The following is a 25,151-nucleotide window of genomic DNA, read 5'->3' as shown; positions in this document are numbered from 1 at the left end:
GTCCTTTCAGCGGCTGCGGAGCCAGGTGATATAGGGCAGGGCCACGACATACATCATGATCCCATAAACGGCCGAGGGCAGGGCAAGCGGGCTGAACCCGCTGTCCGTACCCGTGATCAGCGCCGCCAGCGTAATCCCAAGTGTCGAATTCTGGATGCCGGTTTCGATTGAGACCGTCTTACTCTCATTCCAAGACAGTTTCGCGGCACGCGCCAACCCCAGCCCGATGGTCAGCAGGGCGATGTTCAAGGTGACCAACCCGGCCCCCATGATCCCAAGATTGTCGATGAACAGCTGCCAGTTCCCTGCCAGTGCCGCGAGGACGATCAAGACAAAAAGGGCAGTTGCCAGTTTGGACAGCGGCGCGTCGATCCGTTCTGCCAATGTGGGCGCGAAACGGCGCAGGCTGACGCCGATGGCCACGGGTAGGGTGGTGATCAGAAACAAGGCGATGGCCAGCCCGGTGATCGAGACTTCGGGGGCGTCTTCCCCCATGAAGTGGTTGATCGACCAGGCGGCCAGAATGGGCACTGTCACCATCGACAACAGGCTGATCACCGCAGTCAGGCTGACCGACAGGGCGACATCTCCCTTGGCCAGTTTCGACAGGATATTGCTGGTCACACCGCCGGGGCAAAAGCTGAGCAGCATGAATCCCACGGCGATTTCGGGCGGCAGGGCGAACAGCTTGACGGTGACGAAGGCCGCGATGGGCAGCAGCACCACCTGGCTCAGTGCACCTATGGCGAAAGGGTAGCCCCGGGTCAGAACGCGCTGGAAATCAGCGACATGCAACCCGACGCCCAAAGACAGCATGATTACGGCCAGCGACAACGGCAGGCCGACATTGATAAGCAGATCCAAAAACAACTCCTCCCAAAGCCGTTCGGACCAGCCTATGCGAGGGGCGAAGTTACAGGCAACCGCGCCGTTGGGTCATCCGTAGCGCTGGGTAAAACGGCGCAGGATTTCGCCGGGCTGGGTAACGTCGGCCGCGTGACAGATATCGATCAGGCGCTGCGCGTCGTCAGGCGGGAAATAGCCGTGGTGCTTGTAGATATTGATGCGCTCTTCAAAGTCGCGGGCGTTGGCCTCGGGGTGGAATTGCGTGGCATAGACGTTCTGGCCCCAGCGGATCATCTGAAACGGGCAGGGGTCCGAGGCGACAAGGTGAACGCACCCGTCGGGCAGGGTCTGCACAGCCTCTTTATGGCCGACGAAAGCGTCGAACGTCTGATCCAGCCCGGCAGTCAACGGATCGCGCGCGCCGTCTTCGGTCAGATGACAGGTCGAGGGACCGACGGGTTCTCCGTACTGGTCCTTGCTGACGTCGCCGTCCAGATGCGCGGCCAGAATGCCCAGACCATAACAACAGCCCATGAACGGGTGATCCTTCGCGGTGATCTGCGGCATCAGACCCATGATGGCCGCTTCGATGCGGGCATCCATTGGGGATTTCGTGGCCGGGTCGTCACTGACGCAGCCGGGGCCGCCACCGACGATCACTCCGGCATAGTCCGTAACATTCAGCCCTGCGGGCAGGTCCTCGCAGTCCAGACGGATGCGATGGGTCTGGTCCGGCGATAGGCCGGTCTTATCGAGGATCGAGGCGTATTCGGCGTCCGACGCCTCGGTTTCGGGGCGCAGTTGCAGGATCAGAAATCGTTTCATGCGCTGCCTTTACCCGTCAAAGCGGCCAGAAGACAAGAATGGCGGGAATGGAAACCGCGACGATGAGGATTTCCAGCGGCAGCCCCATGCGCCAATAGTCACCAAAGCGATAGCCGCCGGGGCCAAGAACCAGCGTATTGTTCTTATGCCCGATCGGCGTGAGGAACGCGGCCGAGGCCGCAACGGCGACCGTCATCAGGAACGGGTCGGGTGAAACCTCGAGCGTCCGCGCCATCTGGATACCGACCGGGGCGGCAACGATGGCGGTGGCGGTGTTGTTCAGCACGTCCGACAGGGTCATGGTGACGATCATCAGCACCGTCAGAATGGCCCAGGCGGGCAACCCGTCGGTCAGTTGCACCAGCGCATTGGCGATCAACTCGGTGCCGCCCGAGGTCTCTAACGCGCTGCCCAGTGGAATCATCGAGCCCAAAAGCACCACGACCGGCCATTCGATATGGTTGTAGAGATCGGCAATCGGCATGATCTTGGTCAACACATAGCCTACCACGACCAGCCCCAACGCAATCGGCAAATAGATCAGCCCAACACTGGCCGCCAGCACGGCGGCTGCAAACAGTCCGATGGCCAGCCAGGCCTTGTCATTGGCGGTGACGTTCAGGCCACGCTCGGCCAGTGGCAGACAACGCAGCCACTCGGTCACATCCACGCTTCGGTCACGCGGGCAAAGCAGAAGCAGGATATCGCCCGCCTCAACCTCGGTCTTGCGGACCTGTTCGGTGATGCGGCGGCCCTGGCGTGAGATACCCATCAGCACGGTGCTTTGTCGCCAGGCCAAGCCCAGCCCTTGCGCCGTGCGTCCGGTGATGCGGGAACTTTCGGGGGCGACGACCTCGATCACTTCCAGCCCGTCGCCTTCGGCGGTCAGCAATTCCTGCCGCCGTGTGTCCGAGAAATCGAGGTTAAGTGCCGCGCGAAATTCATCCAGCGCCTCGGGTCGGGCCTCAAGCACCAGCGCGTCGCCCTGTTTCAGCGTGGCATGGGCGGAGCGGCCATAGCGCCGCTTGCCGTCCCGGATCAGGCCGAGGATGGCAACGTCGGACTTCTCGGCGGCCTCATAAAGCTCGCTCACCCGCTTGCCGATATGCGGCGATTCCGGGGGGACGGTCAGTTCGGCGATATATTCCGCCAGCGCCTCGGAGGTCTCTTCCTGCGGACCCCGGTTCGGGATCAACCGCCACCCGATCAGTGAGACAAAGGCCAGCCCGGCAATCGCTGCCAACCCACCGACCGGGGCGAAATCGAACATCTTGAACGGCTCGCCCAATGTCTCTTGCCGGATTGAGGCGATGATGATGTTCGGAGGCGTGCCGATCAGCGTCGCCATGCCGCCCAGAATGGTGGCAAAGCTCAGCGGCATCAGGGTCAGGCCCACCGACCGCCCCGCCTTGCGCGCGGTCTGGATATCGACCGGCATCAGCAGCGCTAGTGCGGCGACGTTGTTCATGAAGGCCGACAGAACCGCGCCAATGCCGCCCATCAGTGCGATATGCGCGCCAAGGCCACGCGAGGCATCGACCAGAGTGCGGGTGATCAGGAACACAGCGCCCGACCGGACCAACCCGGCCGACACGACCAGAACCAGCGCCACAATTATGGTCGCCGGATGGCCAAACCCGGCAAAAGCGTCGTCTACGGGCACAACCCCTAGCACGACCCCAATCAACAGCGCGGAAAAGGCCACAAGATCATAACGAAAGCGCCCCCAGAGGAGCATTCCGAATACAGTGGCGAAAAGGGCAAAAAGAATAATCTGATCTGTCGTCATGCCGCCACCATACCCGCACGGCGGTCTTGAACAAGCCGCTCTCTTGATCCCAAGCCCCGCAAACGTCTATATGAGCGCCGAATACGCAATCACTATCACGAGGACGCAACATGGCAGGCCATTCCAAATGGGCCAACATCCAGCACCGCAAGGGGCGTCAGGACGCCGCGCGATCCAAACTGTTTTCCAAGCTGTCGAAAGAGATCACCGTCGCCGCCAAGATGGGCGACCCCGATCCCGACAAGAACCCGCGCCTGCGTCTGGCCGTTAAAGAAGCCAAGTCGAACTCGGTCCCCAAGGACGTGATCGACCGCGCGATCAAGAAGTCGGTTGCAGGCGAAGGCGACGATTACGAAGAAATCCGGTACGAGGGCTATGGCCCGAACGGTGTGGCCGTCATCGTTGAGACGATGACCGACAACCGCAACCGGACCGCTTCGACCGTGCGCTCGACCTTCTCGAAGAACGGCGGCAATCTGGGCGAGACCGGCTCGGTCGGGTTCTTGTTCGAACGCAAGGGTGAGGTGGTTTACTCCGCCGCTGTCGGCGATGCCGACACCGTGTTCGAAGCAGCCATCGAGGCGGGTGCCGAAGATGTCGAAAGCTCGGACGAAGGGCACATCATCTGGTGCGCCGATACTGATCTGAATGACGTGTCGAACGCACTGGAAGCAGCGCTGGGTGAGACCGAGTCGACCAAGCTGGTCTGGAAACCGACCACAACGACCGAGCTGGGTCTGGACGACATGCAAAAGCTGATGAAGCTGGTCGACGCGTTGGAAGATGACGATGACGTGCAGCGCGTCACCACCAACTTCGAAGCCACGGACGAGGTCATGGCGCAGCTCTGATCCGCGCCGAACAGCAGTCTTTGAAAACCCGGCCCTTGGTCGGGTTTTTCTTTTTCCGTTCATGTGCTTCTTGGCCGGTTGTCCGGAACCCTATAGGCTGGCAGGCAGTTCTTTCCGTGGGGCAGATGAAACAAGTGATCGTATGACCGACGCCATACCCAAGCGGAACATTCCGGTTCTGGCCGGGCAGAGCATTCTGTCTCAGGTCGCTTGGACGCTGGGCAGCCCCTCCGTGGTACTGCCGTTTCTGGCCGTATCGCTGGAGTTGCCGATGTTCATTGCCGGGGCTCTGGTATCGATCCGGATGGCGGGCAGTATGATTTCGGACGTGTTTCTGGCGCAGCCGATTGCGGCCCGCCAACAGAAGAAACGCGGGATTGCCCTGACCGAAATCGCCATCGGTGCCTGCCTTGTAATGGCGGTGGTGGTGGCATCGACCGGAGTGGTTCCCGCCATTGGCATGGCCTTCGTCGCGGCGTTCTTTCTGATTGGTCTGATCGAAGAGATACAGTCGTTGATGTACACTGACCTCATCGGCGATCACGTGCATTCCAAATCGCGGATGGTCCTGCATTACCTGCAACTGGGCATCGGCGGGTTGGGGGCCATCGGGCTGGCCCTGCTGGTGCATGAGATCACTAAAGAAAACCCGCCCTTTTCACGCCATTCCGCGGTGATTGCCGTCTCGGTCACGTTCTTCGTTCTGTCAGGCTTGTGCATTCTGGCCATGGCTGAGACCGCCAAGAAGACTGAGGACAAGGGTGACGCCCCGGCTGTGCGGAAACGAAAGCTCTCGGAGAATTTCACCGATATCATTGCCATGTTCGATCAGGCCTGGTTCCGCCGCTACATGGTGATGCGCCTACCTTTGGTCGTGGTGTCCCTGTCGGTGCCGTTCTTTGCCCTGATCGCGGCCGAAGCGCATCACGCGTCAGCCAAAGGTCTGACGGCCATGATCATCTCATCCGCGTCGGGGTATCTGGTCTCGGCCCCCTTGTGGCAGTTGGTCAATTTGAAATCGCACCGCGCAGTGATGGTGGTGGGCAACCTGATGGTGGCCTTCACCGGGGGTACGCTGTTGGCGGTGCATTTTCTGGGGATCGACCACGCAGTGCATCTTCACGCGGTGGCGCTGTTCATTGTCACCGTGGCCGTGACGGGCATCAGCGGGGCGAGGAAACTGTATTTTTGGGACGTGGCCCCCAAAGATCAGCGTGTCAAAGGCGCGGCTGCGATCAAGAGCATTTGTCGGATTACAGCGGTTACCCTGTCGGCCGCACTGGCGGCGGTCGCGCATATACACGAGGTCGCCTGGGCGGTTTTCTTCATCGTGCTCGTCAGCCTGTTTGCTGCCGTCACCTGTTACCGGGTGGTGTTGCCGAACACAAAGAAGCCTGAGGCGGCCTGAGACGTTCCATCAGCGCTGAGTGGTCAGCAGCGCCTGTGCCGCACCCCGTTTGACCGCACCGGTCAGCGGGGCCAGCGCAGGGGACAAAACACGGCCCACCTGCCATGTCAGCGGTACGTCCAGAGGCGCGTCGGGCAGCAACGAAACCAATCGCCCGTCATCCAACGCCTGCTGTGCCAACCCGATCGGGTTCATGCCCCAGCCCATCCCGGCAATGGCCGCGTCTACGAACCCTTGCGGTGAGGGCAGGAAATGCGAGGGCGGAGCAATCCGTTGGCCGGTCTGTTCGGTGATCCACGATTTCTGCAGGCCGTCTTTGCGGTTGAAGGTCAGGCAGGGCGCCTCGGCCAACGAGCCCGCGTTCACCCCATCGGCAAACCACTTGTTCATGAAATCCGGACTTGCAGTCGCGATATAACGCAGTGCCCCCAAATCCAAGGCATCGCAGCCCGCCACCAGTTGGCTGCCCACCGTGATGGCGGCGCTGACCTCTCCGCGCCGTAGCCATTCCGCGGAATGGTCCTGATCGTCGACCACAAGATCGAACAGCAATCCATCAACCTGTGCCATGGCATCGATGAACCACGTCGCCAGAACGTCAGCGGGAACGGCCACGCGGACGCGGGCCGGGCCACTTGCCTGGTTCAGAGTCAGCTCCCGAGCCAGTTTGGCCTCAAGTAGCCCGATATCCTCGGCATGTTGCGCAATCCGCAGTCCGGCCGGGGTCCCCGTGCAGGGCGTGCCGCGATGGATCAGGGCCGCGCCAACGCGATCCTCCAGCGCCTTGATCCGTTGCGATATGGCCGAGGGCGTCACGGCCAATTCGGCTGCGGCGGCTTCAAAGCTGCCGTGGCGCAGAATGGAAGACAGCGCCGACAGGTGATTGGGATCAAGCAGCATTAGGTAAACTTAACTGAGGTCAACATCTTTAATTTGATAGAAGACCACAATAGCCGTAGTCAATGCCTCGAAACCACAGGAGGTCACATGTCTACATCCCTGATCGCAGGCTTCGCATTGGGCTTTAGCCTGATCCTTGCCATCGGAGCGCAGAACGCCTTTGTGCTGCGTCAGGGCTTGCGGCGCGAGCATGTGCTGCCTCTGTGCCTGACTTGCGCAGTGTCCGACGCCATCCTGATCGCGGCAGGTGTGGCGGGGTTCGGCGCGCTGGCGTCGGCAGCGCCCTGGTTCGAAACGGTCATGCGCTACGGCGGCGCGATCTTCCTGACTTGGTACGGCCTGCGCAGCCTGCAATCGGCCTGGCGCGGAGGCGCGGTGATGGACGTTGCCGAAGGTCAGCGTGCCAGCCTGAGGTCGGTACTGCTGACCGTTTTGGCCTTCACCTGGCTGAATCCACATGTCTATCTGGATACGGTTGTTCTGATCGGGTCAATCTCGGCCCAGTATGATGACCGCATGGCCTTTGCGCTGGGCGCGATGTCGTCCAGTTTCGTGTTCTTCTTTTCCTTGGGCTATGGGGCCGGAGTTCTGTCCCCTGTCTTCGCCCGCCCGCGCGCCTGGCAGGTTCTGGATGTTGTGATTGGGGTGGTCATGCTGGGGATTGCTCTCAAACTTGTGGTGATGTGACGGGTTGCCCCGGCTGGGGTTTCGGTGTTCAACCCTTTAACATGACAACTCTTGCCCCGACTTACCGCCCATTGGTGGGCATGTTCTGGATGTTCGCTGCCGGGGTGTCCTTTGTTGTCATGACCGCGCTGGTCAAGTCTCTGGGCTCGACGATGGACCCGATTCAGGCGGCGTTTATTCGGTTCGTCTTTGGTCTGGTCTTTCTGCTGCCAGCCCTGCGGCTTGTCCTGACAACACATCTGACACGACGACACCTGACCCTGTTCGGAATACGCGGGATCGTGCACGCCGTGGCAGTGATGCTGTGGTTTTTCTCGATGACACAGATACCCTTGGCCGAAGTCACCGCGATGAACTACATGACGCCCGTCTATGTCACCTTGGGTGCGGCGCTGTTTCTGGGCGAGAAGCTGGCTTTTCGCCGGATTGCCGCGATCTGTGTGGCGATAATTGGCGTCCTCATCATTCTGCGCCCCGGTTTCCGCGAGATTTCGGCAGGCCACCTGACCATGCTGGGTACGTCTCTGGCGCTAGGCGGCTCTTACCTGATTGCCAAGGCGCTTGTGCGGGATCTTCCGCCGTCGGTCGTCGTGGCGCATATGTCGATCTGGGTGACGATTGCCCTGATCCCGTTTGCGGTGGCGGTCTGGACGCCGCCCAGCCTGCGCGATCTGGGCGTTCTGTTTCTGGTCGCCAGCTTTGCCACAGCGGGGCACTATTTCATGACGATAGCGCTGAAAGCGGCACCTGTGGCGGTTACGCAACCGGTAACCTTCCTGCAACTGATCTGGGCCACGTTGCTGGGGGCGTTGGTCTTTCACGAAAGCGTCGATATCTGGGTCGTCGCCGGTGGTACACTGATCCTGTCGGCCGTCAGCTTCATCGCCTGGCGCGAGGCGATTTTGAACCGCAGCAACCTGACCACTCCCAGTATTGCGCCCAAGATTTAGCGGTATTCAGCGCGCGAGTACGGTTATTAATTGACGAGTCAATAAAAACCCCGTAGCGTTTTCCCACTTATCGTTGGGAGGGGACAGCTATGCCGAAACTCGGAATGGAGCCAATCCGTCGCGACGCGATCGTTCGCGCGACGATCGCCGAGCTTGGGTCGAAAAAGTCCCTTGACGTGACTGTCAGCCAAATCGCCAAGCGGGCCGGAATGTCCAGCGCTCTGGCGCATCACTATTTTGGCGGTAAGGACCAGATATTTCTGGCCGCGATGCGTCGCATCCTGTCGGATTTTGGGGCCGAGGCGCGGGGGGAGCTGAAGACAGCCACGCCAAAGAAACGGGCACAGGCCATCATCCGCGCCTGCTTTGCACCATCCTGTTTTACGCCTGACGTCATCTCTGCATGGATGACGTTTTACGTTCTGGCCCAAACAAACGAAGACGCCCTGCGTTTGTGGCAGATTTATCAGGCGCGCCTCCGGTCCAATCTGGTTGACGCTTTGCGCCCGTTGCTGAGCGACCCGGTCGAAGCCGCCGAGAATATGATCGCGCTGATCGACGGGTTGTATATTCGCGCTGCGCTCAGCGCCCCTGAGGAACCCCAACTGGCGGTGGATCACGCGATGCGTGTTCTCAACACTCTGCTCGAGGCTGAAAAATGACAAAACCCAACATTCTGATCCTGATGGTGGATCAGCTCAACGGTACCCTCTTTCCCGACGGTCCCGCAGACTGGCTGCATGCACCGAACCTGAAAAAGCTGGCGGAACGGTCGACACGATTTGCCAATACCTACACGGCGTCGCCGTTGTGTGCGCCGGGGCGGGCGAGCTTCATGTCCGGTCAGCTGCCCTCGCGCACTGGCGTTTATGACAACGCCGCTGAGTTCAACAGCGACATCCCCACCTATGCGCACCACCTACGCCGCGCGGGCTATTACACCTGCCTGTCCGGCAAGATGCATTTCGTCGGCCCTGATCAGTTACACGGGTTCGAAGACCGCCTGACCACCGACATCTATCCCGCCGACTTCGGCTGGACCCCCGATTACCGCAAGCCGGGTGAGCGGATCGACTGGTGGTATCACAACATGGGCTCGGTGACCGGCGCGGGTGTGGCCGAAATCTCGAACCAGATGGAGTATGACGACGAGGTTGCCTACAACGCCAAGGCCAAGCTGTATGATCTGGCGCGCGGCAATGATGACCGCCCCTGGTGCGTGACCGTCAGCTTTACTCATCCGCATGATCCCTATGTGGCGCGCCGGAAATACTGGGACCTGTATGAGGATTGCGAACACCTGCTGCCCGAGGTCTCGGACCTGGGCTATGACAATCAGGACCCGCATTCCAAACGCATCTTCGATGCCAACGATTGGCGCAGTTTTGACATCACTGAAGAAGATATTCGCAAATCGCGCCGCGCGTATTTCGCCAATATCTCATATCTGGACGACAAGATCGGAGAGATTCTCGAGGTTCTGGAAACCACTCGGCAAGAGGCGATCATCCTCTTCGTTTCGGATCACGGCGATATGCTGGGTGAGCGTGGTCTGTGGTTCAAGATGACCTTCTTCGAAGGTTCGTCGCGTGTGCCGCTGATGATCTCGGCGCCTGACATGCCTGCAGGGCGCATTGATACGCCGGTTTCGACGATAGATGTAACGCCCACATTGGGCGCGCTGGCGGGTGTGGACATGGCCGAGATTGCACCATGGACGGACGGCGAAGACCTCGTGCCTTTGGCGCAAGGGGGCGAGCGGACCGCGCCGGTGGCAATGGAATACGCGGCCGAGGCGTCCTACGCCCCGCTGGTTTCGTTGCGCTACGGTAAGTGGAAGTACAACCGTTGCGCGCTGGATCCCGATCAGCTGTTCGACGTTGAGGCCGACCCGCACGAGCAGGTCAACCTTGCCGAAGACCCCGCTCATGCCGAAACGCTGGAATCCCTGCGCGCGAAATCCGAAGCCCGCTGGGACCTCGACCAATTCGACGCCGACGTGCGCGCCAGCCAGGCCCGCCGCTGGGTCGTGTACGAGGCGCTGCGGCAGGGTGGTTATTACCCGTGGGATTACCAACCGCTGCAGAAAGCGTCCGAACGCTACATGCGCAATCACATGGATCTGAACACCGTTGAGGAAAGCCAGCGTTTCCCGCGCGGCGAATAACCTCTTCACCTTTTGAAAATACGCCCGCCGAACAGTTTCAATCGGGGTTCGGCAGGCTATGGAGACCTGAATATGGAAGCAGATTTCGTCATCGTTGGCGCAGGGTCCGCAGGCTGCGCGATGGCTTTTCGCCTGAGCGAGGCCGGGGCCTCGGTTCTGGTGATCGAACATGGCGGCACCGATGCCGGGCCGTTCATCCAGATGCCCGCCGCGCTGAGCTATCCGATGAACATGGCGCGCTATGACTGGGGTTATCAGTCCGAGCCCGAGCCGCATCTGAACAACCGCCGTCTGGCCTGTCCGCGCGGCAAGGTGATCGGTGGGTCGTCCTCGATCAACGGGATGGTCTATGTGCGTGGCCACGCGCGCGACTTTGACACTTGGTCTGAGATGGGCGCGGATGGCTGGTCCTATGCGGACGTGTTGCCCTACTACAAGCGCATGGAAACATGGCATGATGGCGGCCATGGTGGTGATCCCGAGTGGCGCGGCAAAGACGGCCCGCTGCACGTGTCGCGCGGCCCGCGTGAGAACCCTCTGTTCCAGGCCTTCGTCGATGCCGGCCAGCAGGCAGGCTATGAGGTCACTGGCGACTACAACGGCGAAAAGCAGGAGGGCTTTGGCCCGATGGAGCAGACCGTCTGGAAAGGACGGCGCTGGTCGGCGGCAAATGCCTACCTGAAGCCTGCCCTCAAGCGTGAAAATTGCGAAGTTGTGCGCGGCTTGGCGTCGCGTGTGGTCATGGAAAATGGCCGTGCGACCGGCGTTGAGCTGATCCGTGGTGGCAAAAAGGAGATCATCCGCGCCCAGCGCGAGGTGGTTCTGGCTGCCTCCTCAATCAACTCGCCCAAGTTGCTGATGCTGTCAGGTATCGGTCCTGCGGCGCATCTGGCCGAGCACGGGATCGATGTTGTGGCCGACCGCCCCGGTGTGGGCGCGAACCTGCAGGACCATCTGGAGCTGTATATTCAGCAGGCCTCGTTGCAACCGATCACGTTGTATAAGCACTGGAATCTGGTCAGCAAAGGCCTGATCGGGGCGCAGTGGTTGTTCACGAAAACCGGTCTTGGGGCGTCGAACCAGTTCGAAAGCGCGGCCTTCATCCGCTCGAACCCGGGTGTGGAGTATCCCGACATCCAGTATCACTTCCTGCCCATCGCTGTGCGTTACGACGGCCAAGCCGCAGCAGAGGGGCATGGGTTCCAGGCGCATGTAGGACCGATGCGCTCGCCATCGCGCGGGGCGGTCACGCTGCGCTCGGGCAGGCCCGAGGATGCGCCGGTGATCCGGTTCAACTACATGAGCCATGAAAAGGACTGGGAGGATTTCCGTAAATGTATCCGCCTGACTCGCGAGATTTTCGGGCAGGACGCATTCAAACCCTTTGCGGGCAAGGAAATCCAGCCGGGTGTCGACGTGCAGACGGATGAAGAGCTGAACGGCTTTATCGCAGAACATGCCGAGAGCGCCTATCACCCCTGTGGCACCTGCCGCATGGGCCGTGCCGACGACAAGAGCGCGGTTGTTGACCCTGAAGGTCGGGTGATCGGTGTGGACGGGCTGCGGGTCGCTGACAGTTCGATCTTCCCGCAGATCACCAATGGCAACCTCAACGCGCCGTCAATCATGGTGGGTGAGAAGATGTCGGATCACCTGCTGGGCAAAGACGCCTTGCCAATGGCCAATGATCGCCCGTGGATTCACCCGGCATGGGCGACTGCGCAGCGGTGATTTGATCCGCGTCAAAGCGGGGTGTGAGAAATATCTATAGACCTGAATCGCAACGACATATTTTAGGAGCGAACAGGAATGTCCCACACCCCGCATGAACTGGCCGAAGAGTTTCCGGATAAAGTCGAACTGATGAGCCAGCTCAAGCAATCGGATGCGCATTTTGCCCGGCTGGCGGATGAGTATCACGAGGTCAACCGCGTCGTTCACCGCGCGGAAACCAATATTGAGCCGATGGAAGATCTGGCCGAAGGCGAGTTGCGCAAGAAGCGCGCTGCGCTGAAGGATGAAATCTGGTCGATCCTGTCGAAGGCCTGAGGCAAAAGGGCGGGGGCTCTGCCCCCGTCGCGGCAGGCCGCGACTCGCCCGAGGTGTTTTCAAGCCAGGTGAAGATCAGGTGACTTCATAGGGCAGGGTGCCGCGGGTATGGGCGTCGATGGCCAGGCGGCGTTCCAATGGTGGAACTGATCGCTGGTGGCAGTTTTGCCGCTCGCAGATGCGGCAGGAAATGCCGATGGGTTCGTATGCGCTTGCGTTGTTGATATCGAGGTTGTCGGCGTAGACCAGAGCCTCTGCGTGCCGAACCTCACACCCCAATGCGATGGCATAGCGGCGTACGGGCGCGCCGTAAGAGCCGCCTGATTTCGATACATCCCTTGCCAGTGAGATATAGCGAACGCCGTCCGGTGTTTCCGCCAGTTGCCGCAAGAAATGGCCTGGGGTCTCAAAGGCGCGGTGGACGTTCCACAGGGGGCAGGCGCCGCCGAAGCGGGCAAATTGCAGGCGCGTGGCCGAGTGGCGTTTGGTGATGGTGCCCGCCTGGTCGACGCGCACGAAGAAAAACGGGATACCCTTGGCGCCGGGGCGCTGCATCGTCGAAAGTCGGTGTGCGATCTGTTCGATGGATGCGCCAAACCGATTGCTGAGCAGTTCCAGGTCGTGCCGGTAATCCTGTGCGGCGGCCAAAAACACATCATAGGGCATCAGCGAAGCCCCGGCGAAATAATTGGCCAGGCCGATTTTGGCGATGGCGCGGGCCTCGTCGCTTTGGAACTTGGCAAAATCCAGCGTGGCTTCGAGCAGCTTGTCCTGGCTGATCAGCGCCACCTGTAGCAGCAATTGAAACACCTGCGTCTGCGGTGCCGTGCGCGACGAGAGTTTCAGCGTTTTGCTGTCGGCGTCGTATTTTCGGGTTTCGGGAATGTCCACGAACTGCACCCGAATGCCACGCTCTCCCAAGCTGTTTATGGCTGCAGCGCGAATGCCTCCGGCCTCTTCGGCTCGTTGAGAAAATCGCTCAGCCGCGCGGTCGACCGCGTCGATGTAATTGTCGCAATAGTGGAAAAAGTCGCGCACTTCCTCCCACGGGCTGGCCTGGATCTGTGCGTCTTCACGACCGAGTGCTTCGTCCAGCGAAGCCAGCCGTTCGTGCGTTTGGCGGTAGGTTCTGTGCAGTGCGATGAAGGCACGGGCCAGCGCGGGAGCGTTCGAGGCCGTTAAACGCAGATCGGCCAGCGGCGGCATGTCGTCGAAAACCGGATCAGCCAACGCCTCGCGCATATCCGAGACCAGACGTTCGCTGTCGCCGGTGCTCAGCTCGGTTACGTCCATGCCGAATTCCTGTGCCAGCGCCAGGACAACCGTGGTCGAGATCGGCCGGTTGTTGTTCTCCATCTGGTTCAGGTAGGGCAGCGAAACCCCCAGTTTCGTGGCGAATTCCTTTTGCGTCAGGGTCAGGCGCGTGCGCATTTCACGCAGCTTTGCACCGGCATAAAGTTTTTGGGTGGCCATGGCGTGCCTTTGCAACTTTTCTGTCGCTGCAGGCTAACTTTGCAAACCGATCGGTGCAAGTCGTGTTACAGGCCCAGATGTCTTTCGCGTCTTATGACCGAGGCGATGGCACAGATTGCCAGGACGGATGTGGCCAGCATAAGCCATAGCAGTGGCATCGCACCGGTTTCGCGGGTCAGCAAGGCTCCGGCCAGGGCGCTGAGGCCAGCACCGCCGCCCAGCATGATTGCGCCGCTCAGGCCCGAGGCGGTGGCGGCCAGATGGGGCCGCACAGACAGCGCGCCCGAAGTGGCATTGGGGATTGTCATGCCGTTGCCGATGCCCACGAAGGTCATGAAGCCGAAAAAGCTGAGCGCAGTGCCGAAGCCTGCAAGAAACAGGATGGCCGACAGGGCGACGCCGATTGCGTTCAGCCAGCATCCCCAGAACACCATCCGGTTCACGCCAAACCGGACCGAATAGCGCCCGCTGAAGAAGTTGCCGAAGAAATACCCAACGGCGGGCGCGCCAAAATAGATACCGACCTGAGCGGCGCTGAGGCCGAAGAGTTCGGTGCCGATAAAGGGTGCTCCACCCAGATAGGCGAAAAACGCACCCGAAGACAAAGCGGAGGACAGCGAATAGCCCCAGAACCGGGGTGAGCGCAGCAACTCCGGGTATTCGCGGAATTGTTGTATCAGTGTCTTGCCGCTTTTGGCTGAAGTTTCGCCAAAGTCGACATAGGTCAGTGCCAGCGTCATCGCGCCCAGTGCGAAGGGTAGCCAGAAATTGGCCTTCCAGCCAAAGCTCTCTTCCAGCAGGCCGCCAATCGCCGGACCGATCATGGGGACTACTGCCATGCCCATCGTCACATAGCCGATCATCGAGGCGGCCTGATCTTGATCGTACAGGTCGCGCACCGCCGCCCGGCTGAGCACCATGCCCACCACCACAATGGCCTGGCACATGCGGAAGGCCAGAAATACTTCGATATTCGGGGCGTAGATGCAGCCCAGCGTGGCGATCAGAAACAGCGACAGCCCCCACAGCATGACAGGGCGGCGCCCGGCCTTGTCCGCAATCGGGCCGATCAGAATCTGCAGTACTGCATTGACCAGAAGGTACAGCGCAATCGACAGCTGCATGACTTTGTAGTCAGTCTGAAAATGCAGCGCCATGTTTGGCAGGCTTGGCAGGAACAGGTTCAGGCTGAGCGCGGACAGCCCAGATAGTAAAACCAGCGTTGAGATCGTAGGGGGCGAGCGGTGCGCCCGGGATGAACTGAACTGCATGGTTCACAGGTATAGTGGCCGTTTCAGGGAATGCTATCCAAGACTGCGTTTCACGATGATACTTAGCAAATTTACAGTTTTCCAGAAGTTTGTTGCGGTAAGTTTGCAAATTTGCCGAAAGATGCTTTGGACCTGATGCGTATGCGTATAGTGTCGCCCGAAATCTCACAGGGAATGAGCGCCATGAAAGACATCCTTACCGAGCTTGAAGACCGCCGCAACGATGCCCGGATGGGCGGGGGGCAAAAGCGTATCGACGCGCAGCATGGGCGTGGCAAGCTGACCGCGCGCGAACGGATCGAACTGCTTCTGGACGAAGGCAGCTTTGAAGAATTCGACATGTTCGTCAGCCACCGCTGTACCGATTTCGGGATGGAAAAACAAAAGACTGCAGGCGATGGCGTGGTCACCGGCTGGGGCACGATCAACGGCCGGATGGTCTATGTGTTCAGTCAGGATTTCACCGTGTTTGGTGGCTCGCTTTCGGAAACCCATGCACAGAAAATCTGCAAGATCATGGATATGGCGATCCAGAACGGCGCGCCGGTCATTGGAATCAACGACTCGGGCGGTGCGCGAATCCAGGAAGGCGTAGCCTCGCTGGCGGGGTATGCCGAGGTGTTCCAGCGCAACATCATGGCCTCGGGCGTGGTGCCGCAAATCAGTGTGATCATGGGCCCCTGTGCCGGTGGCGCTGTTTACAGCCCGGCAATGACCGACTTTATCTTCATGGTCAAAGACACGTCCTACATGTTCGTGACCGGCCCCGACGTTGTGAAAACCGTCACCAACGAGGTTGTCACCGCCGAGGAACTGGGCGGGGCGTCGACCCACACCAAGAAGTCATCGGTCGCCGATGGCGCGTTCGAAAACGATGTCGAGGCGCTGGCCGAAGTGCGCCGTCTGGTCGATTTCCTGCCGCTCAACAACCGCGAGAAACCTCCGGTGCGCCCGTTCTTTGACGAACCTGATCGGGTCGAGACCTCGCTGGACACGCTGATCCCGGACAACCCGAACACGCCTTACGACATGAAGGAACTCATCACCAAAGTGGCGGATGAGGGCGATTTCTACGAAATCCAGGAGGATTTCGCCAAAAACATCATTACCGGTTTCATCCGCCTGGAAGGGCAGACCGTGGGCGTTGTGGCCAACCAGCCGATGGTTCTGGCCGGGTGTCTGGACATCGACAGCTCGCGCAAGGCCGCGCGGTTTGTGCGCTTCTGCGACTGTTTCGAGATCCCGATCCTGACGCTGGTGGACGTGCCGGGCTTCCTGCCGGGTACGTCGCAGGAGTATGGCGGTGTGATCAAGCACGGCGCCAAGCTGCTGTTCGCCTATGGTGAAGCCACCGTTCCAAAGGTCACCGTGATCACTCGTAAAGCTTACGGCGGTGCATACGACGTTATGGCCTCCAAGCACCTGCGCGGCGATTTCAACTATGCCTGGCCCACCGCTGAGATTGCGGTGATGGGTGCCAAGGGGGCGACCGAGATCATCCACCGCGCCGATCTGGGCGATGCGGAAAAGATCGCGCAGCACACGCAGGATTACGAGGACCGGTTCGCCAACCCCTTCGTCGCCGCCGAGCGTGGATTCATCGATGAGGTGATCATGCCGCAATCCACCCGTCGCCGTGTGTCGCGCGCGTTTGCCAGCCTGCGCAACAAGCAGCTGAAAAACCCGTGGAAGAAGCACGACAACATCCCGCTGTAAGGGGGGGCTCGAATGATCCGCCTGGCAGAGTTCACTCCTTAGGCGGATCATAGCGTGACTGTCGGATCCAAGTTTGACTTTGAGACTAAAGCTGATAGATGACTGACCGTATCAGACATAGAAAAGCGCGGGCCACAAGCCATGCGCGCGCGACCCCGGAGAGAGGAGCCCGCGTCAACCGGGGCTGGGGTCGCGCCTTTATTCTGATGTGTCTCGGATGGTCATCTACTGCTGTTGCGCAAGCCGACAACCTGTTGCCTGTTCCCTCGGGGCAGCCCGTGCATCTGAGCGATGTACTGTTGGACAACAACCCGGGCGAGTTGTGGGTCAGGTTCCGTTTCGTCGCGCCCAAGATCGGTTACACTGCTGGGCGCATTGGTTATGACGTCGCCTCGAGCGACATGCAGCACCTTTGCCAGACCCTCGCGGTTGCTTATGTGGCGCATCACGAGCTTGATCCGGCACGTGTTGTGATCTCGCTGTCTGACAGGCCTGTCGAATTCGGTCGATCTGAACCTGATGCCACTCAGTTCTTTGAAGCCTACCGGTTGGAGCAATCCCAATGTATCTGGGAGGGGCTCTGACCATGAAACCCCGTTTTCACCACCTCAGAGCGTTTCTGAACACCCATGCGGCTTTGGAGGTGCGCGATATGATTCCGTCTGCTTTTGGGGGCGTCTCTGCTTCCCTGATTACTGTGAACAGTGAGGTGCCGACATGCTGAAGCACCGCGGTTTTCCCGGACGCCTTCCGGGGACGGATTTCCAGTTCACCATTCGCCGGGCCAACCCCAAAGGGGTTACACCGATTACGCGGCGCGAGCGGTTTCGCGATCGCAAACCCGCCGACCGTCGTGCGGATGCGGCATTCATGGAAGCGCTGTGGCAGACCTTCGGGGATCAGCCATTCGAGCGTGGCAATCTGGACGCCGGCCGCCTGAGCTGGCTGTTCGAGCGTGAAGTGATTCCGGCTGAGGATCCGTTTGATCCGGCCAGCTATGACGCGCTGCTGGTGATCGATGTGGATGCGGCGCGGATGTCGTTCCCCGATATCTTCGACGGGGTGCGCTGAGCCGTGCAGACCGCTGTCGCACATATCCATCCGGAGGTACCTTCGGAAAAAACCCTGCCCGGTCGCGGGCAGGGTGGTTCTGTGCGTTCAGAAATTCAGTTGTGCGGCGACCTGAACACGGTTGCCGTCAAAGGTCCGGCCTGTAGGTTCGTCGTTCCGTTCACCATAGATGTACTCGGCGCTCAGCGTCAGATTCTCCGTTGCCTGGTAGAAGGCGTTGACGTGTATCGTCTCCAGCTCGGTAAAGGACAACGTGCCGGTCGAGGTGGGCAGGTCATAATCTTCCTTGCCGTAAGCGATGCCGACATTCCACTTTTCCCCAAGGTCCTGCCGGAATTCGATGGTGTAGCCGTCCACGTCGTTGGCCTGACCGCCAACAACGGCATCACCAAGGCCGATCAGATAGGGGCCAAGCGCCTCGCCGGTCACGTAGTTGACCTGAAACAGGCCACCCGCCCATGGGCGCACCGATCCGGACAAGGTAAAGCCGGTCTGGTCTACCTCGACCCCGCCACCTTCGGCCTTGCCATAGAGGGCCGACGCGCGGGCGATATAGGTGCCGTCATTGAACTCTGCCGAGGCAGTCAGCACCGGATCATCCGAATTCGACCCACCGACGTTTTCTTCGACCGAAACGGCAAAGGACGTGTTTGTCCCGAAACTGTTGGTGTAGCGGACCTGCGGTACACGGGCGAAGGCAATACCAACGGGGCCGTTGAATTCGACCGAGGTCGGATAGGTGTCCAGCGGCTGAAAGTTGGTCCAGTACTGACCGATCAGCCAAGTGTCCCCGATTCGGATATTGGCGTGGCGCAGTCGAAATTCGGCGGTGCCGTTCGACGCAAAAAGATCAACCTCCAGTTGACCGCCAATATCGCCAATGGCGCTGGGTGTGGTGGTCAGCAAACCGACTCGCGACTGACGTACAGTGGCGCCAAAGGTGCCGTCAGTGGCAGCCGAGGGCTCACCGATGACGTTCACGAATGCGGTGTCGCCCTGGTCGAACTCGAAGTCATAAAAGAAGTCGGCTTTGACATAGCCGTAGACGTCCAGAGTGGTGTTGCCGATTCTGAATTCCCCGGGCGTGGCGCCTGGCCCTGTGGATTCCAGCGCTTCGATCCGGGCACGCAACGCATCCAGTTCGGCCTGGGTCTCGGCATCCTGAGCAAAGGCCAGCGTGCCGGACACGCCAAGAGCAGAGGCAGCAAGCAGGAATGCCTTTTTTCTCTTTATAATCATGTGGGTGTTCCCTTGTGTGCAGAAGTGCACGGGCAAGGTTTCACGCAAATGTCAGCGTGGGAAATCACGAGAACGGGACGGAAATGGCTTGATTTCTCAAGGAAAATTGTGCGAGGGCACGATGAATTTCACAACTGGGTGAACAGATCGGTTAACCATACGGTTGCGAACGAAATTTTGCTGCCTTGGGTCGTGACAAGCCGTGATGATGCACATGCAGAAACGCGGATCGATAGTGAGTTTTGTAACGCTAATGTGACAGGGTGGGCGGTCGGTATCGCGCGCCGGGCGGTGCAGGGTGTCGGCGCAATTCTGCGCGCAGATTCAGCGTATGGGCGAATTCCAGCCGGAATCTCGCTTGGAAACAATACTTTGTTTGCGGCCGTTATTGTGCCGTGCAATGTGAACGGGCCGTGCGGCTCTACTTTGCCTGCGCCGCACAAGCACCTACTATTCCGTACCCCTTCCTTCCGCGGGCAGGTTTGTGAAACTCACAAAACCTCGCCCGCGTTTTTCTTTGAGCGTGTTCTGCGCTTAAAGCGGCATAAATCTGCGCAAAATGCAGATTTTTGGGGGCTGTTATTGAATAACAACCCCCGCTTACGCCATCTGCGCCCCGACGCATCAAAAAACCAAAAGGGGCAGAGCGTATGCGAATCTCAAAACTCATCCTGGCAGTTGCGACCTGCGCGGGGCTTGCGGCCTGTGGCGACTCGACCGGCGAACAGGCCTTGCTTGGCGGTGGCGCAGGGGCGCTGGGTTCGGCGGTCCTGGGGGCCGATCCGTTCGTCGGAGCGGCAGTCGGTGCCGCCGGCAACGTGCTTTACTGCAAGACGCAGAAGAACTGCTACTAACGTAAATTGCGGGGCGCCCGTCGCCCCGACCGTCATCGCGCAATACGCCGTTGCGGGGTTCATGCCCTGCGGCGGCGTTTTGCGTTTCCAGAACACCAAGACAAAGGACGTTCCATGTTCAACAAGATCCTGATCGCCAACAGGGGCGAGATCGCCTGCCGGGTCATCAAGACCGCTCGTAAAATGGGCATTGGCACCGTTGCCATATACTCGGACGCGGACAGAAACGCGTTGCACGTGTCGATGGCGGATGAGGCCGTTCACATCGGTCCCCCGCCCGCGAACCAGTCCTATATCGTGATCGACAAGGTGATGGACGCTATCCGCCAAAGCGGCGCGCAGGCGGTTCACCCCGGCTATGGCTTCCTGTCCGAAAACTCGAAATTCGCCGAGGCGCTGGAAGCCGAAGGCGTGGCTTTTGTCGGCCCCCCGGTTGGCGCGATTGAAAGCATGGGGGACAAGATTACCTCGAAGAAGATCGCTCAGGATGCGGGCGTTTCGACGGTTCCCGGATACATGGGCCTGATCGAGGACGCGGATGAGGCCGTGAAAATCTCAAACGACATCGGCTATCCGGTGATGATTAAGGCCAGCGCCGGTGGCGGTGGCAAAGGCATGCGGATCGCGTGGAACGATGACGAGGCGCGTGAGGGTTTCCAATCCTCCAAAAACGAGGCCGCGAACTCGTTCGGTGACGACCGGATCTTTATCGAGAAATTCGTGACCCAGCCGCGTCACATCGAAATTCAGGTTCTGTGTGACAGCCACGGCAACGGCATCTATCTGGGCGAACGCGAATGCTCGATCCAGCGCCGGAACCAGAAAGTTGTGGAAGAGGCACCGTCGCCGTTCCTTGACCCCGAGACCCGCAAGGCGATGGGGGAACAGGCGGTCGCTCTGGCCAAGGCGGTGAACTATGCCAGCGCCGGTACGGTGGAGTTCATCGTCGATGGTGAGAAGAACTTCTACTTCCTCGAAATGAACACCCGCCTGCAGGTGGAACACCCGGTGACCGAACTGATCACCGGTGTCGATCTGGTCGAACAGATGATCCGGGTTGCTGCGGGTGAGAAGCTGACGATCACTCAGGATGACGTGACCCTGACCGGTTGGGCCATTGAAAACCGTCTGTATGCCGAGGACCCGTATCGTGGCTTCCTGCCATCGATCGGCCGTTTGACCCGCTATCGCCCGCCGCAGGAAACGGCCGCTGGCCCGATGCTGGTCAACGGCAAATGGCAGGGTGACGCGCCCGAAGGCGACGCTGCAGTTCGTAACGATACCGGCGTCTACGAGGGCGGCGAGATCAGCATGTATTACGACCCGATGATCGCCAAGCTTTGCACTTGGGCCCCGACCCGCGAGCAGGCGATTGAAGCGATGCGCGTGGCGCTGGACAGTTTCGAGGTGGAAGGTATTGGCCACAACCTGCCATTCCTGTCCGCTGTGATGGACCATCCGAAATTCGTGAGCGGCGACATGACGACTGCGTTCATTGCCGAGGAATATCCGGACGGGTTCGAAGGTGTTGAGCTGTCCGCAGTTGATCTGCGCCGGATCTCGGCGTCCTGCGCGGCGATGTACCGTGTGGCCGAGATCCGTCGCACGCGTGTTTCAGGCCGTATGGACAATCACGAACGCAAGGTCGGCAAGCGCTGGAACGTGGCGCTGCAGGGGCAGGAGTTCGACGTCAAGGTCAAGGCCGACAAAGAGGGCGCGACCGTCAAGTTTGCCGACGGAGAAAGCTTGCGCGTTGTGTCGGATTGGACCCCGGGCGATCAGCTGGCCGTCGTTGATGTGGACGGCAGCCCGCTGGTCATGAAGGTCGGCAAAATCTCGGGCGGGTTCCGCATTCGCAACCGGGGCGCGGACCTGAAAGTGCATGTGCGCCGTCCGCATCAGGCCGCACTGGCCAGGCTGATGCCCGAGAAGCTGCCGCCCGATACTTCGAAAATGCTGCTCTGCCCGATGCCCGGCCTGATCGTGAAGATCGACGTCGAAGTGGGTCAGGAGGTGCAGGAAGGTCAGGCGCTGTGCACCGTCGAGGCGATGAAGATGGAAAACATCTTGCGCGCCGAGAAGAAGGGCACCGTCGCCAAGATCAACGCAGGCCCCGGCGACAGCCTCGCCGTGGACGATGTGATCATCGAGTTCGAGTGATCATGACCGCGCTTTTGCCATATCGCACTGGGTCCCCGGCGTTTCGCGCCGGAGGCCTTGGGCGTGGCGAAAGCGCTCAGCCGCCCTCGCGCCGTTCGCGAATCTCGCGTTGGCGCAGGGGGGTCTTGTCGATGGACCGGCCAATCTCGCGCACGCTCCAAGGGGACGGTTTGCGTAGCTTAACGACGCCGTCCTTGTCGACGAACACCATCTGGAACCCGCGTGGCCGCAACTCCGACCGGATCGGGGACCGCGAGGCCGGGTCGGTATCGGTCAGTACGACCACGTCGCGGTCGCGCATGGCTGCTTCGCCCTCGACCAGCATGTCGATCTGCTGCTGGAACCGCGGGTCGGCGGGCGTGTCGGCGAAGACAATGATGGGCCGGTTGACCCAGAGAAACTCGCTGAGTTCGCTGTCACCAGCAGGGCGGACGAATTCGTCCTCTGCCGGTGCAGTCCCGTCGGCGGCCATCGCTGCCAGCGGGAATAGTGCCGAGAAAACAAGGGCAAGCGTTCGTGTCATGGGGCCTCCTGTTGCATTGAATATAGCCCCTGCGCCGGCGAATGCGACCGGCGAATTGCACCAGACGTTCAAAATCTTGCGTCTGATCGCGGCCGGATCGGCCATCCCGAACATCATATCGCGGGGGTCATGCCCTGCCGCGACCCGAATTGAGAAAAGGATATCGCTATGACCGATACGAAAGACTGGCAGGCGCTGGCCGAGAAAGAGCTGCGCGGTCGTCCACTGGAAGACCTGACCAGAGAGACACTGGAAGGCATCGACGTCAAACCGCTTTATACGCAGGACGATACAGCCGATCTGCCGCATATGGGCTCGCTGCCCGGGATTGGGCCGTTCACGCGCGGCGTGAAGGCGACGATGTATGCCGGGCGTCCGTGGACGATCCGTCAGTATGCGGGTTTTTCGACCGCCGAGGAATCGAACGCCTTCTATCGCCGCAATCTGGCTGCGGGCCAGCAGGGCGTTTCAGTTGCCTTCGATCTGGCGACGCACCGCGGTTATGACAGTGACCACCCGCGCGTTGTGGGCGATGTCGGCAAGGCCGGTGTTGCCATCGACAGCGTTGAAGACATGAAAATCCTGTTCGACGGCATCCCGCTGGACAAGGTCTCGGTCTCGATGACCATGAACGGCGCGGTGATCCCGATCCTGGCGAGCTTCATCGTGGCAGGCGAAGAGCAGGGGCATGACAAGTCTGTCCTGTCCGGCACCATTCAGAACGACATTCTGAAAGAGTTCATGGTGCGCAACACCTATATCTACCCGCCTGAGCCGTCGATGAAGATCATCTCGGACATCATCGAATACACGTCGAACGAGATGCCGAAATTCAACTCGATCTCGATCTCGGGCTATCACATGCAAGAGGCCGGGGCGAACCTGGTGCAAGAGCTGGCCTATACGCTGGCCGATGGGCGCGAATACGTGCGCGCTGCGACCGAAGCCGGGATGGACGTCGACAAGTTCGCGGGCCGTCTGTCGTTCTTCTTTGCCATCGGCATGAACTTTTTCATGGAAATCGCCAAGCTGCGTGCGGCCCGTACGTTGTGGCACCGGGTGATGACAGATTTCGGCGCGAAATCCGAGCGGTCCAAGATGCTGCGCACCCACTGCCAGACTTCGGGCGTGTCGCTGCAGGAACAAGACCCCTATAACAACGTGATCCGCACCGCCTATGAAGCGATGAGCGCGGTTCTGGGCGGCACCCAGTCGCTGCACACCAACGCTCTGGACGAGGCGATCGCGCTGCCAACTGATTTCTCGGCCCGCATCGCGCGGAACACGCAGTTGGTGCTGCAGGAAGAGACCGGCGTGACCGATGTGGTCGATCCGCTGGCGGGTTCTTACTATGTCGAAAGCCTGACCAGCGAGTTGATCGAAAAAGCCTGGGCCCTGATGGAAGAGGTCGAAGAGATGGGCGGCATGACCAAGGCCGTCGCTTCCGGCATGCCCAAGCTGCGGATCGAAGAAAGTGCGGCGCGGCGCCAGGCCATGATCGACCGGGGCGACGAGGTGATCGTCGGCGTCAACAAATACCGCAAGGAGCAGGAAGACCCGATCGACATTCTGGATGTCGACAACGTCGCCGTGCGCGAGGCTCAGGTCGCGCGTCTGGAACGTATCCGCGCCACCCGGGATGAGGCTGCGTGCCAACAGGCGCTGGCCGCCTTGACCAAGGCTGCCCAAGAGGGTGGAAACCTGCTGGCTGCCGCGGTCGAGGCCGCCCGCGCCCGCGCATCCGTAGGAGAGATCAGCATGGCAATGGAAAAGGAATTCGGTCGTCACCGCGCCGAGGTGAAAACTCTGGCCGGTGTCTATGGTGCGGCCTACGAAGGCGACGAAGGCTTTGCCGCGATCCAGAAATCCATCGAAGAGTTCGCCGAGGCAGAAGGTCGTCGTCCCCGTCTGCTGGTCGTCAAGATGGGCCAAGATGGGCACGACCGGGGCGCCAAGGTGATCGCCACCGCCTTTGCCGATATCGGGTTTGACGTGGATGTTGGACCATTGTTCCAAACCCCGGCCGAAGCTGCACAGGATGCGGTGGACAATGACGTGCACGTGGTCGGGATTTCGTCGCAGGCGGCGGGGCACAAAACACTTGCACCGCAGCTGGTCGAAGAGCTGAAAAAGGCAGGGGCCGAGGATATCATCGTGATCTGTGGTGGTGTCATCCCGCAGCAGGATTACCAGTTCCTCTATGATCACGGCGTCAAGGCGATCTTCGGGCCAGGCACCAATATCCCCGAGGCCGCGCAGGACATCCTGCGTTTGATCGGCGAGGCCAAAGGCTGACCCCACCAAGATTTTCGACGAAAAATCTTGTGATCCTGCGCCTTTGACGAAAACATGCGACCAGGCCCTTTGTGGGT

At 60.2% G+C, this 25,151-nt stretch carries 22 protein-coding genes; 14 read left to right on the top strand and 8 right to left on the bottom strand.

Annotation, left to right across the window (positions count from 1 at the left end):
* Positions 1-6: 6 nt before the first annotated feature.
* The 3 genes from GOX88_RS06975 to GOX88_RS06965 all read right to left on the bottom strand — a co-directional run bounded on the left by GOX88_RS06975 (position 7) and on the right by GOX88_RS06965 (position 3,460).
* Positions 7-864, bottom strand: a complete 858-nt coding sequence (locus GOX88_RS06975; protein WP_170400469.1) for a bile acid:sodium symporter family protein — start codon at positions 862-864, stop codon at positions 7-9.
* A 72-nt stretch (positions 865-936) separates the two neighbouring features.
* A complete protein-coding gene (locus tag GOX88_RS06970; RefSeq protein WP_170400468.1) occupies positions 937-1,671 on the bottom strand; it encodes a glutamine amidotransferase in 735 nt (244 codons plus the stop codon).
* 16 nt (positions 1,672-1,687) lie between these two features.
* Complete coding sequence (locus GOX88_RS06965) at positions 1,688-3,460, bottom strand: SLC13 family permease (RefSeq protein WP_170400467.1); 1,773 nt, start codon at positions 3,458-3,460, stop codon at positions 1,688-1,690.
* A 110-nt stretch (positions 3,461-3,570) separates the two neighbouring features.
* On the opposite strand from GOX88_RS06965, the gene GOX88_RS06960 reads away from it, so the two are divergent.
* Both GOX88_RS06960 and GOX88_RS06955 read left to right on the top strand, forming a co-directional pair.
* Entirely contained in the window at positions 3,571-4,311 is a 741-nt protein-coding gene (locus GOX88_RS06960) for a YebC/PmpR family DNA-binding transcriptional regulator (RefSeq protein WP_170400466.1), read from the top strand.
* Positions 4,312-4,453: 142 nt separating this feature from the next.
* Positions 4,454-5,719 (top strand): permease, encoded by a 1,266-nt coding sequence (locus GOX88_RS06955; RefSeq protein ID WP_170400465.1) that lies wholly within the window; start codon positions 4,454-4,456, stop codon positions 5,717-5,719.
* Between the two features lie 9 nt (positions 5,720-5,728).
* On the opposite strand, the gene GOX88_RS06950 is transcribed toward GOX88_RS06955, so the two are convergent.
* The gene (locus GOX88_RS06950) at positions 5,729-6,619 is read right to left on the bottom strand and encodes a LysR family transcriptional regulator ArgP (RefSeq protein ID WP_170400464.1); all 891 of its coding nucleotides are present in this window, start codon (positions 6,617-6,619) and stop codon (positions 5,729-5,731) included.
* A gap of 87 nt (positions 6,620-6,706) precedes the next feature.
* On the opposite strand from GOX88_RS06950, the gene GOX88_RS06945 reads away from it, so the two are divergent.
* The 6 genes from GOX88_RS06945 to GOX88_RS06920 all read left to right on the top strand — a co-directional run bounded on the left by GOX88_RS06945 (position 6,707) and on the right by GOX88_RS06920 (position 12,472).
* Entirely contained in the window at positions 6,707-7,306 is a 600-nt protein-coding gene (locus tag GOX88_RS06945) for a LysE/ArgO family amino acid transporter (RefSeq protein WP_170400463.1), read from the top strand.
* Positions 7,307-7,347: 41 nt separating this feature from the next.
* A complete protein-coding gene (locus GOX88_RS06940) occupies positions 7,348-8,256 on the top strand; it encodes a DMT family transporter (RefSeq protein ID WP_170400462.1) in 909 nt (302 codons plus the stop codon).
* 89 nt (positions 8,257-8,345) lie between these two features.
* Positions 8,346-8,918, top strand: a complete 573-nt coding sequence (gene betI, locus GOX88_RS06935) for a choline-binding transcriptional repressor BetI (RefSeq protein WP_170400461.1) — start codon at positions 8,346-8,348, stop codon at positions 8,916-8,918.
* Positions 8,915-10,423, top strand: a complete 1,509-nt coding sequence (betC, locus tag GOX88_RS06930; RefSeq protein ID WP_170400460.1) for a choline-sulfatase — start codon at positions 8,915-8,917, stop codon at positions 10,421-10,423. The genes betI and betC overlap by 4 nt, the downstream gene beginning before the upstream one ends.
* A 72-nt stretch (positions 10,424-10,495) precedes the next feature.
* Positions 10,496-12,154: a choline dehydrogenase gene (betA, locus tag GOX88_RS06925; protein WP_170400459.1), complete on the top strand. Its 1,659-nt coding sequence runs from the start codon at positions 10,496-10,498 to the stop codon at positions 12,152-12,154.
* A gap of 78 nt (positions 12,155-12,232) precedes the next feature.
* The gene (locus tag GOX88_RS06920) at positions 12,233-12,472 is read left to right on the top strand and encodes a YdcH family protein (protein WP_170325806.1); all 240 of its coding nucleotides are present in this window, start codon (positions 12,233-12,235) and stop codon (positions 12,470-12,472) included.
* A gap of 75 nt (positions 12,473-12,547) precedes the next feature.
* On the opposite strand, the gene GOX88_RS06915 is transcribed toward GOX88_RS06920, so the two are convergent.
* Entirely contained in the window at positions 12,548-13,945 is a 1,398-nt protein-coding gene (locus GOX88_RS06915; RefSeq protein ID WP_170400458.1) for a helix-turn-helix domain-containing protein, read from the bottom strand.
* A 65-nt stretch (positions 13,946-14,010) separates the two neighbouring features.
* Positions 14,011-15,216: a multidrug effflux MFS transporter gene (locus GOX88_RS06910; protein ID WP_170400457.1), complete on the bottom strand. Its 1,206-nt coding sequence runs from the start codon at positions 15,214-15,216 to the stop codon at positions 14,011-14,013.
* Between the two features lie 183 nt (positions 15,217-15,399).
* Between GOX88_RS06910 and GOX88_RS06905 the strand changes: the two genes are divergently transcribed.
* From GOX88_RS06905 to GOX88_RS06895, 3 genes are all read left to right on the top strand, one after another.
* Complete coding sequence (locus tag GOX88_RS06905; RefSeq protein WP_170400625.1) at positions 15,400-16,932, top strand: acyl-CoA carboxylase subunit beta; 1,533 nt, start codon at positions 15,400-15,402, stop codon at positions 16,930-16,932.
* Positions 16,933-17,030: 98 nt separating this feature from the next.
* Positions 17,031-17,516, top strand: a complete 486-nt coding sequence (locus tag GOX88_RS06900; RefSeq protein ID WP_170400456.1) for a DUF6497 family protein — start codon at positions 17,031-17,033, stop codon at positions 17,514-17,516.
* Positions 17,517-17,649: 133 nt separating this feature from the next.
* Positions 17,650-18,003, top strand: coding sequence for a hypothetical protein (locus GOX88_RS06895; RefSeq protein WP_170400455.1), 354 nt, complete (start codon positions 17,650-17,652; stop codon positions 18,001-18,003).
* An 87-nt stretch (positions 18,004-18,090) separates the two neighbouring features.
* On the opposite strand, the gene GOX88_RS06890 is transcribed toward GOX88_RS06895, so the two are convergent.
* Complete coding sequence (locus GOX88_RS06890; protein ID WP_170400454.1) at positions 18,091-19,242, bottom strand: DcaP family trimeric outer membrane transporter; 1,152 nt, start codon at positions 19,240-19,242, stop codon at positions 18,091-18,093.
* A gap of 650 nt (positions 19,243-19,892) precedes the next feature.
* On the opposite strand from GOX88_RS06890, the gene GOX88_RS06885 reads away from it, so the two are divergent.
* Together GOX88_RS06885 and GOX88_RS06880 are read left to right on the top strand one after the other, a co-directional pair.
* The gene (locus GOX88_RS06885; RefSeq protein ID WP_170400453.1) at positions 19,893-20,096 is read left to right on the top strand and encodes a hypothetical protein; all 204 of its coding nucleotides are present in this window, start codon (positions 19,893-19,895) and stop codon (positions 20,094-20,096) included.
* 114 nt (positions 20,097-20,210) lie between these two features.
* Positions 20,211-22,256: an acetyl-CoA carboxylase biotin carboxylase subunit gene (locus tag GOX88_RS06880; RefSeq protein ID WP_170400452.1), complete on the top strand. Its 2,046-nt coding sequence runs from the start codon at positions 20,211-20,213 to the stop codon at positions 22,254-22,256.
* A gap of 76 nt (positions 22,257-22,332) precedes the next feature.
* On the opposite strand, the gene GOX88_RS06875 is transcribed toward GOX88_RS06880, so the two are convergent.
* Positions 22,333-22,779 (bottom strand): DUF4174 domain-containing protein, encoded by a 447-nt coding sequence (locus tag GOX88_RS06875; protein ID WP_170400451.1) that lies wholly within the window; start codon positions 22,777-22,779, stop codon positions 22,333-22,335.
* A gap of 168 nt (positions 22,780-22,947) precedes the next feature.
* Here GOX88_RS06875 and scpA point away from each other — a divergent pair, with 168 nt between their 5' ends.
* The gene (gene scpA / locus GOX88_RS06870; RefSeq protein ID WP_170400450.1) at positions 22,948-25,074 is read left to right on the top strand and encodes a methylmalonyl-CoA mutase; all 2,127 of its coding nucleotides are present in this window, start codon (positions 22,948-22,950) and stop codon (positions 25,072-25,074) included.
* Positions 25,075-25,151 lie beyond the last annotated feature (77 nt).

It is taken from the genome of Ruegeria arenilitoris (assembly GCF_013030985.1).
GTDB classification, from domain to species: Bacteria; Pseudomonadota; Alphaproteobacteria; order Rhodobacterales; family Rhodobacteraceae; genus Ruegeria; species Ruegeria arenilitoris_B.
Note: the sequence above shows the minus strand (reverse complement) of the source record. Positions and strands in the feature narration are given on the sequence as shown.

What these genes read in the sequence shown, in the direction of transcription:
- GOX88_RS06875 (WP_170400451.1), bottom strand. Translation starts at nt 22,779, where the DNA reads ATGACACGAACGCTTGCCCTTGTTTTCTCGGCACTATTCCCGCTGGCA.
- GOX88_RS06945 (WP_170400463.1), top strand. Translation starts at nt 6,707, where the DNA reads ATGTCTACATCCCTGATCGCAGGCTTCGCATTGGGCTTTAGCCTGATC.
- GOX88_RS06910 (WP_170400457.1), bottom strand. Translation starts at nt 15,216, where the DNA reads ATGCAGTTCAGTTCATCCCGGGCGCACCGCTCGCCCCCTACGATCTCA.
- betI (WP_170400461.1), top strand. Translation starts at nt 8,346, where the DNA reads ATGCCGAAACTCGGAATGGAGCCAATCCGTCGCGACGCGATCGTTCGC.
- GOX88_RS06915 (WP_170400458.1), bottom strand. Translation starts at nt 13,945, where the DNA reads ATGGCCACCCAAAAACTTTATGCCGGTGCAAAGCTGCGTGAAATGCGC.
- GOX88_RS06950 (WP_170400464.1), bottom strand. Translation starts at nt 6,619, where the DNA reads ATGCTGCTTGATCCCAATCACCTGTCGGCGCTGTCTTCCATTCTGCGC.
- GOX88_RS06920 (WP_170325806.1), top strand. Translation starts at nt 12,233, where the DNA reads ATGTCCCACACCCCGCATGAACTGGCCGAAGAGTTTCCGGATAAAGTC.
- GOX88_RS06885 (WP_170400453.1), top strand. Translation starts at nt 19,893, where the DNA reads ATGCGAATCTCAAAACTCATCCTGGCAGTTGCGACCTGCGCGGGGCTT.
- GOX88_RS06890 (WP_170400454.1), bottom strand. Translation starts at nt 19,242, where the DNA reads ATGATTATAAAGAGAAAAAAGGCATTCCTGCTTGCTGCCTCTGCTCTT.
- betA (WP_170400459.1), top strand. Translation starts at nt 10,496, where the DNA reads ATGGAAGCAGATTTCGTCATCGTTGGCGCAGGGTCCGCAGGCTGCGCG.
- GOX88_RS06905 (WP_170400625.1), top strand. Translation starts at nt 15,400, where the DNA reads ATGAAAGACATCCTTACCGAGCTTGAAGACCGCCGCAACGATGCCCGG.
- GOX88_RS06970 (WP_170400468.1), bottom strand. Translation starts at nt 1,671, where the DNA reads ATGAAACGATTTCTGATCCTGCAACTGCGCCCCGAAACCGAGGCGTCG.
- GOX88_RS06895 (WP_170400455.1), top strand. Translation starts at nt 17,650, where the DNA reads ATGCTGAAGCACCGCGGTTTTCCCGGACGCCTTCCGGGGACGGATTTC.
- GOX88_RS06940 (WP_170400462.1), top strand. Translation starts at nt 7,348, where the DNA reads ATGACAACTCTTGCCCCGACTTACCGCCCATTGGTGGGCATGTTCTGG.
- GOX88_RS06965 (WP_170400467.1), bottom strand. Translation starts at nt 3,460, where the DNA reads ATGACGACAGATCAGATTATTCTTTTTGCCCTTTTCGCCACTGTATTC.
- GOX88_RS06880 (WP_170400452.1), top strand. Translation starts at nt 20,211, where the DNA reads ATGTTCAACAAGATCCTGATCGCCAACAGGGGCGAGATCGCCTGCCGG.
- GOX88_RS06900 (WP_170400456.1), top strand. Translation starts at nt 17,031, where the DNA reads ATGACTGACCGTATCAGACATAGAAAAGCGCGGGCCACAAGCCATGCG.
- GOX88_RS06955 (WP_170400465.1), top strand. Translation starts at nt 4,454, where the DNA reads ATGACCGACGCCATACCCAAGCGGAACATTCCGGTTCTGGCCGGGCAG.
- GOX88_RS06960 (WP_170400466.1), top strand. Translation starts at nt 3,571, where the DNA reads ATGGCAGGCCATTCCAAATGGGCCAACATCCAGCACCGCAAGGGGCGT.
- betC (WP_170400460.1), top strand. Translation starts at nt 8,915, where the DNA reads ATGACAAAACCCAACATTCTGATCCTGATGGTGGATCAGCTCAACGGT.
- scpA (WP_170400450.1), top strand. Translation starts at nt 22,948, where the DNA reads ATGACCGATACGAAAGACTGGCAGGCGCTGGCCGAGAAAGAGCTGCGC.